Source organism: Dinghuibacter silviterrae (genome assembly GCF_004366355.1).
Lineage (GTDB): Bacteria > Bacteroidota > Bacteroidia > Chitinophagales > Chitinophagaceae > Dinghuibacter > Dinghuibacter silviterrae.
Genome location: NZ_SODV01000001.1, coordinates 1,318,549 through 1,333,305 on the forward strand (window position 1 = coordinate 1,318,549; position 14,757 = coordinate 1,333,305).

The 14,757-nt window shown below is 58.1% G+C and carries 15 protein-coding genes; 3 read left to right on the top strand and 12 right to left on the bottom strand.

The window, feature by feature from the left end; genetic code table 11:
* The first annotated feature begins 52 nt into the window (after positions 1–52).
* A complete protein-coding gene (locus EDB95_RS05840) occupies positions 53–1,231 on the top strand; it encodes a thiolase family protein (RefSeq protein WP_133991495.1) in 1,179 nt (392 codons plus the stop codon).
* Positions 1,232–1,257: 26 nt separating this feature from the next.
* Here EDB95_RS05840 and EDB95_RS05845 read toward each other — a convergent pair whose 3' ends face one another.
* The 9 genes from EDB95_RS05845 to ubiE all read right to left on the bottom strand — a co-directional run bounded on the left by EDB95_RS05845 (position 1,258) and on the right by ubiE (position 11,069).
* The gene (locus tag EDB95_RS05845) at positions 1,258–1,683 is read right to left on the bottom strand and encodes a DUF983 domain-containing protein (RefSeq protein WP_133991497.1); all 426 of its coding nucleotides are present in this window, start codon (positions 1,681–1,683) and stop codon (positions 1,258–1,260) included.
* A gap of 1 nt (position 1,684) precedes the next feature.
* The gene (locus tag EDB95_RS05850) at positions 1,685–3,502 is read right to left on the bottom strand and encodes an ABC transporter ATP-binding protein (RefSeq protein ID WP_133991499.1); all 1,818 of its coding nucleotides are present in this window, start codon (positions 3,500–3,502) and stop codon (positions 1,685–1,687) included.
* On the bottom strand, positions 3,499–4,401 hold the full coding sequence (locus tag EDB95_RS05855) for a glycosyltransferase family protein (RefSeq protein WP_133991501.1): 903 nt from the start codon (positions 4,399–4,401) through the stop codon (positions 3,499–3,501). The genes EDB95_RS05850 and EDB95_RS05855 overlap by 4 nt, the downstream gene beginning before the upstream one ends.
* A 21-nt stretch (positions 4,402–4,422) precedes the next feature.
* On the bottom strand, positions 4,423–6,054 hold the full coding sequence (locus EDB95_RS05860) for a YifB family Mg chelatase-like AAA ATPase (protein WP_133991503.1): 1,632 nt from the start codon (positions 6,052–6,054) through the stop codon (positions 4,423–4,425).
* 10 nt (positions 6,055–6,064) lie between these two features.
* A complete protein-coding gene (locus tag EDB95_RS05865; protein ID WP_133991505.1) occupies positions 6,065–6,571 on the bottom strand; it encodes a hypothetical protein in 507 nt (168 codons plus the stop codon).
* The gene (locus EDB95_RS05870; protein ID WP_133991507.1) at positions 6,564–7,904 is read right to left on the bottom strand and encodes a MutS-related protein; all 1,341 of its coding nucleotides are present in this window, start codon (positions 7,902–7,904) and stop codon (positions 6,564–6,566) included. The genes EDB95_RS05865 and EDB95_RS05870 overlap by 8 nt, the downstream gene beginning before the upstream one ends.
* Positions 7,905–7,915: 11 nt before the next feature.
* Positions 7,916–9,271 (bottom strand): dihydroorotase, encoded by a 1,356-nt coding sequence (locus EDB95_RS05875; protein WP_133991509.1) that lies wholly within the window; start codon positions 9,269–9,271, stop codon positions 7,916–7,918.
* 305 nt (positions 9,272–9,576) lie between these two features.
* Positions 9,577–10,287, bottom strand: a complete 711-nt coding sequence (gene porT, locus EDB95_RS05880) for a type IX secretion/gliding motility protein PorT/SprT (protein WP_133991511.1) — start codon at positions 10,285–10,287, stop codon at positions 9,577–9,579.
* Positions 10,288–10,328: 41 nt separating this feature from the next.
* Complete coding sequence (gene ubiE / locus EDB95_RS05885) at positions 10,329–11,069, bottom strand: bifunctional demethylmenaquinone methyltransferase/2-methoxy-6-polyprenyl-1,4-benzoquinol methylase UbiE (protein ID WP_133991513.1); 741 nt, start codon at positions 11,067–11,069, stop codon at positions 10,329–10,331.
* A 26-nt stretch (positions 11,070–11,095) separates the two neighbouring features.
* Here ubiE and yihA point away from each other — a divergent pair, with 26 nt between their 5' ends.
* Complete coding sequence (yihA, locus tag EDB95_RS05890) at positions 11,096–11,743, top strand: ribosome biogenesis GTP-binding protein YihA/YsxC (RefSeq protein ID WP_133991515.1); 648 nt, start codon at positions 11,096–11,098, stop codon at positions 11,741–11,743.
* Here the strand turns inward: yihA and EDB95_RS05895 are convergent.
* Positions 11,707–12,405, bottom strand: a complete 699-nt coding sequence (locus EDB95_RS05895; RefSeq protein ID WP_133991517.1) for a response regulator transcription factor — start codon at positions 12,403–12,405, stop codon at positions 11,707–11,709. The genes yihA and EDB95_RS05895 overlap by 37 nt on opposite strands.
* A 76-nt stretch (positions 12,406–12,481) precedes the next feature.
* On the opposite strand from EDB95_RS05895, the gene EDB95_RS05900 reads away from it, so the two are divergent.
* Entirely contained in the window at positions 12,482–12,835 is a 354-nt protein-coding gene (locus EDB95_RS05900) for a co-chaperone GroES (RefSeq protein WP_133991519.1), read from the top strand.
* Here the strand turns inward: EDB95_RS05900 and EDB95_RS05905 are convergent.
* Positions 12,807–14,513, bottom strand: coding sequence for a RecQ family ATP-dependent DNA helicase (locus tag EDB95_RS05905; protein ID WP_133991521.1), 1,707 nt, complete (start codon positions 14,511–14,513; stop codon positions 12,807–12,809). The genes EDB95_RS05900 and EDB95_RS05905 overlap by 29 nt on opposite strands.
* Entirely contained in the window at positions 14,497–14,745 is a 249-nt protein-coding gene (locus tag EDB95_RS05910; RefSeq protein ID WP_162852491.1) for a P-type ATPase, read from the bottom strand. Before EDB95_RS05910 ends, EDB95_RS05905 begins: the two co-directional genes overlap by 17 nt.
* Positions 14,746–14,757 lie beyond the last annotated feature (12 nt).

Consider the following 14,757-nt stretch of genomic DNA (forward strand, 5'->3'; position numbering starts at 1 on the left):
AACGAAGATAGTCGGAAATTTTGTAGGTTTGAGTTGACTAATCGACATGGTTATGCAAGACGCTTTTATCGTAGCAGGATACAGGACGGCTGTAGGCAAGTCCAAACGCGGGGGGCTGCGGTTTTTCAGGCCGGACGACCTCGCCGTAGAGGTGATCAACGGGGTGTTGGCTTCCCTTCCCCAACTGGAAAAGCAACGGGTGGACGACCTGATCGTAGGGAACGCCGTCCCGGAAGCGGAGCAAGGCTTACAGATCGGCAGGATGATCTCGGTAAGGGCGTTGGGGATCGACGTTCCGGGGATGACGGTCAACCGGTATTGCGCCTCCGGTTTGGAGACCATTGCCATCGCCACGGCCAAGATCCGGAGCGGGCAGGCGGAATGCATCATCGCGGGAGGAACGGAGAGCATGAGCCTTGTGCCGACCTCCGGCTGGAAAACGGTTCCCGCCTGGTCGGTGGCGTCGACTACGCCGGACTACTACCTGAGCATGGGGCTGACGGCCGAAGCGGTCGCCAAGGAATTTAACGTCTCCCGGGAGGACCAGGACCAGTTTGCCCTGCGTTCTCATCAAAGGGCCCAGGTGGCCATAAAAGAAGGCTATTTCAAGCCGGGTATACTCCCGATTAATGTGGAGGATACGTTCGTAGATCCTTCCGGCAAGAGGCAAAAGAAAACCTACGTCGTCGATACGGATGAAGGGGTCCGGGCAGACACTTCCCTGGAAGCCCTGGGCAAACTCAAACCCGTCTTTGCGGCGGGTGGGTCGGTCACGGCAGGGAACTCCTCCCAAACCAGCGACGGGGCCGCCTTTGTCGTGGTCATGGGGGAAAAGATGGTCAAGGAACTAGGGATCACTCCCCTTGCCCGTCTCGTATCCTGCGCTTCGGCCGGTGTACACCCCCGCATCATGGGGATAGGTCCGGTGGCAGCAGTTCCCCGCGCCCTCAAACAGGCCGGGATGTCCCTCAGCCAGATCGACCTCGTGGAGCTCAACGAGGCTTTTGCCAGCCAGTCCCTCGCGGTCATCCGTGAATTGGGGATGAACCCCGACATCGTCAACATCAATGGGGGCGCCATTGCCCTGGGGCATCCCTTGGGTTGCACAGGGACGAAGCTCACCATCCAGATGATGCACGAGCTGCGCCGTCTGAAGAAAAAATATGGGATGGTGACCGCCTGCGTCGGTGGCGGGCAGGGGATTGCGGGCATCATCGAGTTGCTGAACTAGCGGCTCCGCAGGCAACGCGCTGCTTACTACCCGTACTTTTTCACGGGGTGCTCCCTGTAATGGGGATCATAGCGTACAAAAAACCACAGGTACACCGTCCTGCTCAGGCGCATCAGCCAGGGCTGTAACAGGAACAGGAACCCGATGCACGATCCCAGGCACCAGAAGATGCGGTTGTCCTCGGAGGAAAAACCGATGAGGACCCACCAGGCTACGAACCAGGCCACGATCAGGGCCACGGACAGGGCGTAGCTGACATACCCGGTCCCGTAATAGAAACCAGGTTCCAGCTCCGTGGGCTGTTTGCACACGGGGCATTCTTCGTTCATGTCGGTGGTGTGTTTGAGGTTGTAGGCGCTGTAGTCCTTGAACAACCTGCCACGGCGGCACCGGGGGCACCGCATGTTCAGCATGCTCCAGAGATAGTTGGGGCGGGGTTCTTGCGTACTCATATCAATTAGCACTTAAAGCCGGGGTAATGGTTTTTTTCCTTTCGCCGATCTGTTGTCTCCACATCGCGTAATACAGTCCTTTCAGCTCCAGAAGGGATTCGTGCGAACCCGTCTCTACGACCTCGCCTTGTTCAAGCACGTAGATCCGGTCGGCGTGCATGATGGTCGACAGCCGGTGGGCGATGAGGACACAGATCTGGCCGCCTTCCGCGGAAATTTCCCGGATGGTGGCGGTGATGGATTCTTCGGTGATGGAATCCAGGGCGGAGGTGGCTTCGTCGAAGATCAGCAGGGCCGGTTTACGCAGGAGCGCCCGGGCAATCGACAGGCGTTGTTTTTCCCCACCGGACACCTTCATCCCGCCCTCTCCGATGACTGTTTCAATCCCTTTGTCGGCCCTGGCGAGCAGCCGGTCGCAGGACGCTTTGTGCAGGGCTTCCATCAATTCCGCGTCCGTGGCGTTGGGGGCGACGAACAACAGGTTTTCCCGGATGCTGCCCGAAAAAAGTTGGGTATCCTGGGTCACGAAGCCGATCTGGTTGCGAAGGTCGTCGAGGTGAATATCCTTGCCGTCGATATGGTTGTAGGTGATGCGCCCGTCTTGCGGCTGGTACAGCCCGACCAGCAACTTCATGAGCGTGGTTTTACCCGAACCGGAAGGCCCGACGAAGGCAATGGTCTCGCCCTTGTCCGCCTTGAAGCTGATGTCCTGGACGGCCTTTTGCGAGGCGCTCCGGTGCTGGAAACCGACGTTTTCGAAGGACAGTGTCTGGATGGCCCCCAGGTGTATAGGGTGCAGGGGTTCTTCCTCCACCGGTTTTTGCATCAGGTCGTGAAAGTTTTTGAGCGACGCCTCCGCTTCCCGGTAGGACAAAATGATGTTCCCCAGGTCCTGTAACGGGCCGAAGATAAAGAACGAATAAAACAGCATGGTCATCACCTGGCCCGCGGTGATATGGCTTTGGAAAACCAGCCACAACAACAGGAACATGATGGACTGCCGGAGGAAGTTGACAAACGTGCCCTGTGCAAAGTTCAGGGGCCGGATGTTCTTGACTTTTTTGAGCTCCAGGCCGAGGATCTTGAAGGTGTTCTGATTGAGCCGTTTGATCTCCTGGTTGGTCAACCCCAGGCTTTTGACCAGCTCGATGTTCCGAAGGGATTCGGTGGTGCTTCCCGCCAGGGCGTTGGTTTCGGCGACAATTTTCTTTTGTATGCCTTTGATCCTGCGGCTCAGGACGCTGGTCATCCAGGACAGGATCAACATGCCGCCCACATACATGGGTACGATGGACCAGTGGAGAACAAAGGAATAGATGCACACGAAGACCACCCCCACGAGGATGCCAAACAGTACGTTGACAAAAGACAGGATAAACTTCTCCGTATCGGCCCTTACCTTGGTCAGGGTGGACAGCGTTTCCCCGCTCCGCTGGTCTTCGAACTCGTTAAAGGGAAGCGCCATGGACCGCTTCAACCCGTCGGTGAAGATGGTGGCGCCAAATTTCTGGACGATCACCTGGCTGTAATAATCCTGGAAGGCTTTGGCGATCCGGGACACCATGGCCACGCCGATCAGGATGCCGAGGTATTTTGCGACACCCAAAGCATATTGGGCTGCCGACCGCGGGGCGCCGGGCACGAAGTTTTTATAGTCTTTGCCGGCGTTGAAGTTGTGCGGATGGTTGGCGAACATATCGATGATTTTCCCCAGGTAGATGGGGTCCAGCATTGAAAACGCCTGGTTGATGGCCGCCAGCCCCAACGCCAGCAGCACGATCCATTTATAGGGTTTTAAATAAAAGAGCAACAGTTTCATAACAAATCATAGTTTCTATATTCGAAAAGCCGTTTCCCGGTTTTTTGTTCCAGCCAGTACAGTATGCGGTCCTTTGTCTTTTTGAATTTTTTCTGCCGGGTATCGAAGTCAAACACCCAGTCTTCCGCGGACACCCGGTTTTCCATCACCGCGGGATGTGTTCCCCGGAAATGGGCAAGGGAGTCGATGTCTTTGTGCAGGTATTCGTCCGCGCCCGTAGGCAGCGCCTGGGTCCAGGTCGCCATGTCTTTGTCGTTTCGCCAAAGGGAAGGGAAATAGCGGAGCTTTTTCTCGTGCTCCCGGGGATCCTTAACCCATCCGTAGTGATAGATAAACGCATCCACCGGTTTGACCTTTAGCTTGCGCAGCGCGCCCGTGGCGGGATCCACCACCCGGAAACCCTGGGCATCCTTGAAAGAGTGGATATTTTTGTCGTTCCGGACGACGCGGATTTCGCGGCTGTACCAACGCCGGCTGTCCCCTACAAAACGGTAGCTCCCGAAAAAGTGTTCGTACCGGAAAAGCAGGCCCTCCACCTTTGGATCGTCCCGGTAGCGTTCCATCGTCTGCCGGATGGCATCGAGGTATTGTTCGTGCACCACCTCGTCCGCCTGAAGATAAAATGCCCAGTCGCTTTGCGGGGAAATGGCGGCAAAGGCCTTGTCCGTTTCCACCGCGAGGACCTTCCCGCCTTCCCTCAGCGCTTCATCCCACACCGACGGGACGATCCGGATTTTCGGGGAGTCGATGGAGCGGATCAGGGCTTCCGTTTCGTCTTCCGAGTTGCCTACGCAAACCACAAATTCATCGACAATGGGGAGAATGGACCGGATGGATTCAACAACAGGGTATCCGAATTTGACGGCGTTGCGCACGAAGGTAAAACCACTCACTTGCATGGGTGCAAAGGTAGGATTTTTCTACGGCGGGCCGTCTTTGTCCAGACCCCGGTACTGGAGCGCCTCCGCGATATGCTCGGGTCTCAGGGTCCGCTCCCCGCCTAAGTCGGCGATGGTCCGGGCGATTTTCCGCACGCGGTCGTAGGCCCTCGCCGACAGGTGCAGTCGTTCCATGGCGCCGCGTAGCAGCTTCCCTGCTCCTTCCGGCACGGGGCAATACCGTTGCACAAGGGCGGCGTTCATGTGGGCGTTCCCGTAGACGCCGGGGTGGGCGGCAAAACGCTGTGCTTGAATCGCCCGCGCGGCGCAGACGCGGGCGCGCACCGTAGCGGAGGTGTCGCCGGCGTAGAAGCCCTGCGCCACCTGCCCCCCGTCGTCCGGGCGCGGCGGGTCGCCGCCCGCTTCCTTCCACTCCAGCTCCTCAAACCCCATGGGGCCCACGCCCACCTGTAGATCAATCCTGTCGAGCAGCGGCCCGGACACCCGTTGCCAGTACCGGCGGATAGCCGTATCGGGGCAGGTGCAGGGCTTGTATGGATGGGTATGATAGCCGCAGGGGCAGGGATTCATAGCAGCCACGAGCATGAAAGAGGCGGGGAAGTCCAGGTTTCCGCTTACCCTTGATATGTGTACGACGCGGTCCTCCAGGGGCTGACGGAGGTATTCGAGGGCCATCCGGGGAAATTCAGGGAGTTCATCCAGAAAGAGGACCCCGTTGTGGGCCAGGGATATTTCACCCGGTCCGGGCGGTTTTCCGCCTCCCACCAGGGATGTGGCGCTGGAACTGTGGTGGGGCGAACGAAAGGGGCGTTGGGTCACCATGGAAACACCCGCGGGGATCCTTCCTGCCACGCTGTGGACACGGGTGACCTCGATGGCCTCCTCCCTGGTGAGCGGCGGGAGGATACCGGGCAGCAGTTGGGCCAGCATGGTTTTGCCCGTGCCGGGCGGGCCGACGAGCAAAACGTTGTGACTGCCGGCGGCGGCAATCTCCAGGGCACGCTTGGCCAGGTGCTGACCCCTGACATGACAAAAGTCGAGGGGGCCGAAGGCGCGGTCAAACCGCGGGGCGCGGGTGGCAACGATCGACCCGGCGGTGTCTGGCGCCCTGCCGGGGGTCTTCACCCGGTGTGACGACGCCGCGCCGTCCCGAAACACCTCCACCACCTCACGGATATGCCGAACGCCAAAAACCGGAAGACCATCCGCCAGCGACGCCTCGGCCGCATTTTCAGCAGGGACGATGAGTCCTTTCAACCCTGCCCGGGCTGTTTGCTCGGCGATCAACAGCGCCCCATGGATAGGCCGCACCGAACCGTCGAGTGCCAGCTCCCCCATCATCGCGTAGTCATCCAAAGAGAAACCGGGGTCCAGTTGCCCGCTGGCGCCCAACACGCCCAGGGCGATAGGCAGGTCGAAGGCGGTCCCCGATTTGCGGAACCCCGCGGGAGCCAGGTTGACCACGATCTTTGTGCGGGGCATGTGCCATTCGTTGCTTTTGAGGGCGGACTCCACGCGGCGCAGGCTTTCCCGGACGGCGCCGTCCGCCAGCCCCACGATGAAATAGTGCAGCCCGGCGCTCACGTTCACCTCCACGGTGATCATGCGCGCGTCCATGCCGTATACGGCACAACCATATAATCTGACCAGCATAGACTGGGTTTTACTTAGCCTCACCCTCTTGTAGTATCCGCCGGAGCCAGATACCTAAGAGATAAAAGACAAAAACCAGGAGGAGGTAGAGGAGACCCATGAGCAGCAGGATATACGGCTTTACGGACCAAAGTTGCAGGAGCAGTTGGTCGTTGCCCTCCGGCTGCCCGGAAAATGCGGTACGGAAAAGGGAGATATTGATCAGGAGGGCAAACGGAATCAACAGCCATAAGGGGCGTTTCCGGATGGTCAGGTAAAGAACGGCGATCGCCAGGAGCGGCACGAGTTGTTTCCAGACGAAGGTCCAGGGTAACGCGTGTGCCCGGACGAGCGACACGGCGCCCAGCATGGCGGCGCACAATGCATAAAATCCGACCAGCCCGCAAGCCGCCTGGGACAACGCCGGCACGGAGGGGCGCAAACGGGGTACCCACCAGTAAGACAGCAACAGGACCACGGCCGAAAAGGCAAACCCTGCGCGGATAAAAAGTACAAATATGATGGCAGCGTTATCCATCGGAAGGGGGTTTGCCGGGCAATGCTTCCAGTAGCGCGGTCACCTTTTCGCGTTTAAGGATGAGGTAGCCGATCCGGTCGTTGCTGATCCCTTCCTTTAGCCGGTAACTGAAATGAAGCTGGTCCCCGTTGACCTCGGTTTCGAAAAAGCGGAAGGCGATGTTGGGGTAAACCGCCAGCGTAGCGCCGATTTCGTACAGGTGAGTCGACAGGACGAAAAGGGAGGTGTCGACCTTGACAAGTCCCTTGATCACTGCAGTGGAACAGTTCATGGCGTCCTCGATGTTGGTGCCCTTGAACAGCTCGTCGATGAGGATGAGCCACTTTTTGCCGTCGGAGACCTTGAGTACCGTATTCTTGATGCGCTGGACCTCGTTGAAGAAATAGCTTTCGCCCTTGAGGATATTGTCTTGCACCTGGATGTTGCTCAACAACCCGTCGAAAAGGGACAACTCCATGGCCTCGGCCGGGACGCCCATACCCAGGTGCGCCAGGTAGACGCTAATGCCGATGGCACGGATAAACGTACTTTTCCCCCCCATATTGGCACCCGTAAGAAAAAGAAAGTTGTTGGCCTGGTCCAGCTGAAAGTCGTACGGCACCGGGCTCGCGAGGAGGAGGTGGAACAACCCGCGCGCCTTGACGACCGGGGTGTCCTGGCGGCGGACCTGCGGGAAGTGAAGCCCCAGCACCCGGACCGCCTTGGCCATACCGTAGTATGCGTCCAGGCGGTGGTATAAACGGAGCAGGTCCAGCATCTGGTGTTTGTACCGGTACAGCAGGAAGTGCCCGAAGGACAGGACGTCCTGCCGGTTCATATTCTCCACGCTCCCCGCAGCGAGTGCCTTGTGGATGTCCTCGTGGTCGAGGCGGTGCCTGACCTCTGCCAGGAGTTCGCGGAACAACCGGGGCGCAGCGTCGCCGGAAAAGGTCCCGAGGAGGTGGTCGACGCCCCGGAAAAAATCCAGGAAGTGCCCCGCCGAGTAGCGTACCATGGAATAGTCCGGTCCGTGAAAAAGCTTGTAGGCCAGCGCATCCACGGGGGAGCTGGAGTGCGGAATTGTGTCGAAATTATAGGTGTAGTACTTCTCGATGACCATCAGGGTGCCGTTGGTGATAACGGCAGGCCAGGCGTCTTCCCTTTCCAGGATCCAGCGAAGGGTGTCCTGCGTAGCCTGGATATTGTCCAGGTCGTGGTGGGGATGGCGGAGGAGGTTCTCCAGTTCGTCCCTTCCCCCGGTGGTGCGGGTGAAGTTGATTTTTTGAAAAACGGAATCTTCCCCATCGGTGCTGAAAACGGAAAGATCCTTGTAGGTCGTGGCATCGATTTCCATTGGCGTCTGTTTTAGCGGGAGAACGACAACCGCTCCCCTCTATAAGAGTCATGGAGGAGCATTTTTCCATAAAAATTGTCATAGATCAGACGCCCATTAACAAAAGTTTGGCTAACGGCCCCCCCCAGGGTCTCTCCTTCCAGGGGACTCCAGCCGCATTTGTACAGGATATTGTCCTTATGCACCGGTGTGGTGCCGGCCAGGTCGACGATGACCAGGTCGGCCTTATACCCTTCCCGGATATAGCCTCGCTCCGCGATCTGGAAGCAGTCGGCCACCGCGTGGCTCATTTTGCGGGCGATCGTTTCGAGACTGATCTTACCCGCCTTGTGTTCATGGAGCATCAGGGGCAGGGAATGCTGGACCAGGGGCAGCCCCGAATGGGCCTTTTCGTAAGGTGGTTGTTTCTCCGCCCAGGTATGCGGGGCGTGGTCCGTGGCGATGACGTCCAGGCGGTCGTCCAAGAGGGCCTCCCACAGCGCCTCCCTGTTGTGGGGCGCCTTGATGGCCGGGTTGCACTTGATCTGGTAGCCCAGGCGCGCATAGTCGTCCGCGCTGAAGTGAAGGTGGTGTACGCAAACCTCCGCCGTGATCCGCTTTTCCGCCAGGGGTATCATGTTGGTAAACAACTGGAGCTCCCGGGCCGTGCTGATGTGCAGGATGTGCAACCGGCTGGTGTATTTTTTTGCAAACTGAACCGCCGTAAAGGAGGAGGAAAAACACGCTTCCTCATCCCTGATCCGCGGATGGTCCGCCGCGTCCAAATGACCTTCCTTTTCGGCGGAAATCCGCGCATAATTCTCGCGAATGATCTTCTCGTCCTCGCAATGCGTCGCAATGAGCACTTCACTTTCCCTGAACAGCTTGTCCAACGTCAGGTAATTGTCCACCAGCATATTCCCGGTAGACGACCCCATAAATATCTTGATCCCGCAAACGTCGCGGCGCTTGTCGTTGGTCCGGAGAACTTCGTCTGCGTTGTCGTTGCTGACGCCCATGAAAAAAGAATAGTTCGCCAGCGAATGGGCCGCCCCCAGCGCATACTTATCCTCCAGCAACTCCTGCGTCAACGCGTTCGGTATCGTATTGGGCATCTCCATAAAACTGGTGATCCCCCCGGCCACCGCGGCCCTCGATTCCGTGTATATCGTCGCCTTATGCGTGAGACCCGGTTCCCTGAAGTGCACCTGGTCGTCGATCACCCCCGGAAGGAGATGCTTCCCGCTTCCGTCTATTTCGGTTACCGCGCCCGTCGTCTGTATGCCCGGCGCAATCTTCGCAATCCGGTCCCCTTCGATCAACACATCACCCGCGACGATTTTCCCTTCATTGACGATCTGAATGTTCTTGATTAGGTATTTCTCCATGCCCTGCAAGATAATATAAAATGCCCTCCAGGACACTGGTGCTTCGAGACCTCTACCCTCTGCCCCTAAACACTCCGCGCCAGCCCGAGGGGGGGTATGTCCATTTACCTCTTTTCCTCAGGTGATTCGAACGATCTCAAAACGTTTAGGTTACCTGAGGAAAAGAGGTAAATGGACATACCCCCCCTCGGGCTGGCGCACGCGCCTAGGGGCGGGGCGCCAGGTGTGCGAAAGGGCGACAGGTGCCGAAATACGGTAAAGGTTCGATGGGAAGGGGTCGCGAGAAACCGGGAGGAACCGGAATCTTACCCTTCGAGATGAATGCAGAACATGACCATGCGCGTCTTGAGGGACTCGATCACGTTGGAGTATTTATTCGTGGGGTCTTGGGAGAGGACGTTCCCGAACCCGTTGGTGAAGCGGATTTCGGGGGAGAAGATGAAGCTGGGGAAAAAGAAGTTGACGCCGAAGCCGAGGTTGAAGCCGGCGTCGCTGGGTTTGACTTTGACGAGGTCTTCCACCTTGCGGTTGGCCGAGTTGCTGGCCAGGTCATAGTCCCATTTGAGACCCACGAAGGTATAGACCCGGAAGTTTCCGATCCGGTCCGAGAGGAACTTGAGGTCAAGGGGGAAGGACAAAAGGGCGGACTGCACCTGTTTGATGGACGTGCTGTCCTCGGGATAGACCGGGTATTTGATGTGGTAGGCAATATCCCTGTTGGCAAAAATAAGCTGAGGGTTGAAACGCAGCTCAAAGTGCGGGATGAGTTTGAGCGTCCCCAGCAGACCCAGGCCGAACCCACCCACGCTTTTGGCTTGGGCAAGGAGGACGCTGTCGTAATTCATCATTCGGGGAGAAGAGGCGGCCTTGAAGTGGGCGGTATTATAGGAAAGGGTGATCCCGAAATAGTAGGGTTTGGAATCGTGATCCGGCATATTGGGCTCGAAAAGCTGGGCGTGAAGCCCGTTCCAGATGCACAAGCAGCCCAGGGTGGTCAATAGGATATTCCGAAGCATAAAAGGCATCTTATCCAAACGTCCGGACGGACGGTTTATTGTCATTTCAGCCCGATATAAATGCTGCAAATGCCAAAGGTCATGGCTCGCGCGCGGGTTTCGCGGAACCCGACCTTGTCCAGGACGGACACGAAGCGGTCGCCTTCGGGAAAGGCCTGTATGGAATCCCCTAAGTACAGGTACGCTTTCCGGTTCCGGCTGACAAGGGAGACGAGCAGGGGACAGATCCGCCGCATATACCAGCGGTACAGCTTGCCGGTCAGCCCTTTGGGTTGGGAGAATTCCAGGACGACCAGCTTGCCGCCGGGACGGAGCACCCTCCGGATCTCGGCCAGGCCCTGGTCCAGGTATTCGAAGTTCCGGACACCGAAGGCTACCGTCGCGGCGTCAAAGGAATCGTCCGGGAAAGGGATATGTCCGCTGTCACCGGGGCTGAGCGTGATATGGCCGGTGAGCTGCTGGCGTTCGATCTTGCGTCTGCCCAGTTCCAGCATGCCCTCGGATATGTCGATACCGGTGATCTGCCGGGGAGCGAGGCGGCGGTAGGTCATGACCGCCATGTCCCCTGTGCCGGTGGCGACGTCGAGAAAATGGCCCCGGGCACAGCCCCTGAGCTCACGGATCGCCTTTTTCCGCCACCAGAGGTCGATCCCTCCTGACAAAAAACGGTTCAGGAAGTCGTACCGGGACGCAATGTCATCAAACATGGAGGCCACCTGCGCTGTCTTACTCAACCTTGAATCATCGTAGGGGACGACCCGGTCATGCCTGTAGGATGTCATGGCGCGAAATTACAGTAAATTGCACTATGGAAATAGTGAAAGCGGACTATCTGATCTCCAGCCCCACGCTGGCAGACTGCCCGAAACCGGACCGGCCGGAGTATGCCTTTATCGGCCGAAGCAATGTGGGGAAGTCTTCTGTGCTGAACCTGTTGTGCAACCGGGAGAACCTGGCAAAGATCAGTTCCAGCCCCGGGAAAACCCGGTTGATCAATCACTTCACCGTGCAAAGCACTCCTCCATACGCCAACTGGTACATGGTGGATCTCCCGGGGTATGGTTTTGCAAAGGTGTCGCAGAGCCAGCGGAAGCAGTGGGAAAAGATGATCGAGGAATACGTTCGTAAACGGGAGACCCTGGGCGCGCTGTTCGTTCTTATAGACAGCCGCCATGAACCCCAGGCCATCGACCTGGAGTTCATCGCGCGTCTGGGCGAATGGGAAGTTCCTTTTGCCTTGATTTTTACAAAGTCGGATAAAAGCACGCAAAAAGAAGTAGCCGCCAACGTCCGGGCGTTCCTCAACGAGATGCGCAAGGAATGGGAATTCTTACCCCCGCACTTTGTTACCTCCGCCGTAAAACGGACTGGCCGGAAGGCAGTGCTGGACTATATTGCCGCGTGCAACGAGACCTTTTCTCAGGCCGGTACGACGAGCCGGAAGCCGTTCCCGTGAATGTTCACGATCTCGATGGTCTCGTCTTCCTTGAGGTATTTCCGCAGCTTGGCAATGTACACGTCCATGCTCCGGCCGTTGAAATAGGTGTCGCTGCCCCAGATCCGTTTCAGGGCCTGTTCGCGGGGTAGCAGGTCGTTCTTGAATTCCGACAGCATTTTCAACAGCTCGTTTTCTTTGGGAGAGAGCGTTTGCGTCTTGCCGTTGATCGACAGTTCGCGGAGCTTGGGGTTGAAATGGTAACGGCCCAGGTCATACTCGGTCACCTCGCCCGTCTTATTCATTTCCTCGTTCCGCTTCAGGATGGCTTTTATCTTCAGGAGCAGCACTTCGCTGTCGAAGGGTTTTGTGATGTAGTCGTCGGCGCCCAGCTTATAGCCATTGATGATGTCTTCCTTCATCGTTTTTGCGCTGAGGAAAAAAAGAGGAATATCCGGGTCGACGTCCCTGATCTCCTCTGCGAGCGTAAAGCCGTCCATGTTTGGCATCATCACATCCAGGAGACACAGCTCGAACTTTTCCCTACGGAAAGCCGCCAGCCCCAAAATGCCGTCCCGTTCCAGCGTCACGTCGTAATCGTTCAGCTCCAGGTAATTCTTCAAAACCATTCCTAAGTTGTTGTCATCTTCCACGAGTAAGATCTTGGGTCTTGTAGCATCCATATACTTCTGATTTAAAGTATCTTAAAATTATTCCGTTTTTCTGAGAAAACGCGCGGCCGCCGTATTTTTGTTGGCTATGACACTAAAGACGCTCATCGTAATAGGAGACCGGGTGTTGATCCGGCCCACCAAGCCCGACGAACGCACGGAAAGCGGTTTGTATCTCCCACCTGGGGTACAGGAAAAGGAAAAAGTACAACAAGGCTATGTGATCAAAACCGGTCCGGGCTATGCCATTCCCATGCCGGTGGAGAACGAGCCCTGGAAAGGGGAAGAAGAACAAGTCAAGTATGTGCCGCTGCAGGCGCGGGAAGGCGACCTTGCCATCTTCCTCGTGAACGGTGCCACGGAGGTGGTGTATGACGGGGAAAAATATTTCATCGTGCCCCAGGGGGCCATCCTCATGCTGGAGCGGGAGGAGGAACTATAAGACCACACTGGTCGCATATTCCGCACCTGGGGCCCTTTGGTAAACCAAAATAATCATTGATCCACTGCGCCCTGCATTCGCCCTCTTGCTGCAGGTATGCCGCCATCCTGGACAACCGCCGGGCATACGTCTGCCTGAGCGTTTCCAGACGCCGGCTGTCGATCCGGAGGTCTTCCATGCGAACCCTGGGCTGGAGCAGCCGGACCTGGGGACCGTTGACCGCGGGGGTATAGGATAGGATGCCGGCGCGGTCCAGCCCCTGAAGCCGCTGGGTCACCATGGCCTCATCCTGGCGGGTGAGCCGTGCCAGACGGTGTTCGGATATGCGGGTGGGATAGTGCAGGATCCCCGGGTAGTTCCGGAGCATCGTGTCGATCAGCGGGTCTTCCAACCCTTCGAGGGCCCTGGCCGCCAGGCTGAACTCGCAAAGCGCCGGCCGGCGGACGCGGTCGGCATATAGCAGGAGCTCTTCCTGTTCCAGCACCTTCAGGGCGTTCAGGGTAAGACCGGCGCCCCGTTTGAAGCGCTGGAGAAATGTATCCAGTGAAAAGTCGTACCACTCCATGTCTCCGCTTTCGGCGGGGATCTGCAGGTAGTGTACCAGGTCCCGGTAGACCTCCCGGACCGCTTCTTCCGGCGGAAAGCGCTGACCCGGCAAGGCTTCGAGCGTACGCAGGTCGGAGGCTCCATATAACAGGAGTGCCACGGCCGGGTGGCCATCCCTGCCCGCGCGGCCCGCTTCCTGGTAATAATTTTCGATACAATCCGGGGCATCGAAGTGGGCGACACAGCGGACGTCGGGTTTGTCGATCCCCATCCCGAAAGCATTGGTAGCGACCATGATTCTTGTGTGTCCCGACATCCAGTCGTCCTGGGCGGCTGACCTTGCTTCCGGGCCCATACCGCCATGGTAAGGGGCGGCGCTAACCGCCCGCGACCGTAGAAAGGACGCGAGGTCTTCGGTGGTCCGGCGGTTCCGGCAATAGACGATGCCGGTCCCGGGGGTGGCGGACAGGAAACGCAACAGTTCCCCGGTTTTGTCTCCGGAAGACCGCACCTGTAGCGACAGCCGGGGCCGCAGCAGCGGTCCTTCGATGATTTCGGCGAACCGCAGTTCCAGTTGTTGGACAATATCCGTCTTGACCTCGGGCGTAGCCGTGGCGGTCAGGGCGAGAAAAGGAACACCGGGGAGCGCTTCCCTGATGTCGGCGATCCTGCGGTAAGCCGGTCTGAAGTCGTGTCCCCACTCCGATACGCAGTGCGCTTCGTCGACGGCCACCAGGCGGATATCCAGACCGGGCAGGTAGCTGGCCAGCGCCTGGGTTTCCAGGCGTTCGGGGGAGACGTACAACAGCTTGATCTGTCCCCTCAGGGCGCGCTGGAGAAGGGCTTCGCTTTCCTGCCAGGTCATACCCGTGTAGAGGGCGCCCGCCGGGATCCCCCTCTCCAGGAGGGCGTCCACCTGGTCTTTCATGAGGGCGATCAGGGGACTGACGACCAGGCAAAGACCGGGCAAACAAAGCGCCGGTACCTGGTAACAAAGAGACTTGCCGCTCCCTGTCGCCAGCAGGGCAAGGACGTCCTTGCCTTCCAGCAGCGGTGTGATGACTTCCTCCTGGAGGGGGCGGAAGCCCTCGAAACCCCAATACGTTTTCAGGACATCAAGCGGCGTAGACATAGGCTTTGGCGGTCCCGCTTTGTATCAATCCCCCTTTTTCCACGACCTGGGGAGGGGTCCGGACGGTTTCCCCGACCAGGATCTCTCCCGTGAGCAGCTTGCAATCCGCGGGTACGACCTCACCCGCTTTCAGCAACACCAGGTCGCCGGCGCGCAGCTCCTGGGGGGCAACGGGAAAGATAAGCTCCTGGTATTGATCGTCAAAGGCGATCATAAAGGCGGTGACGTTCATCGGCATAAAGTT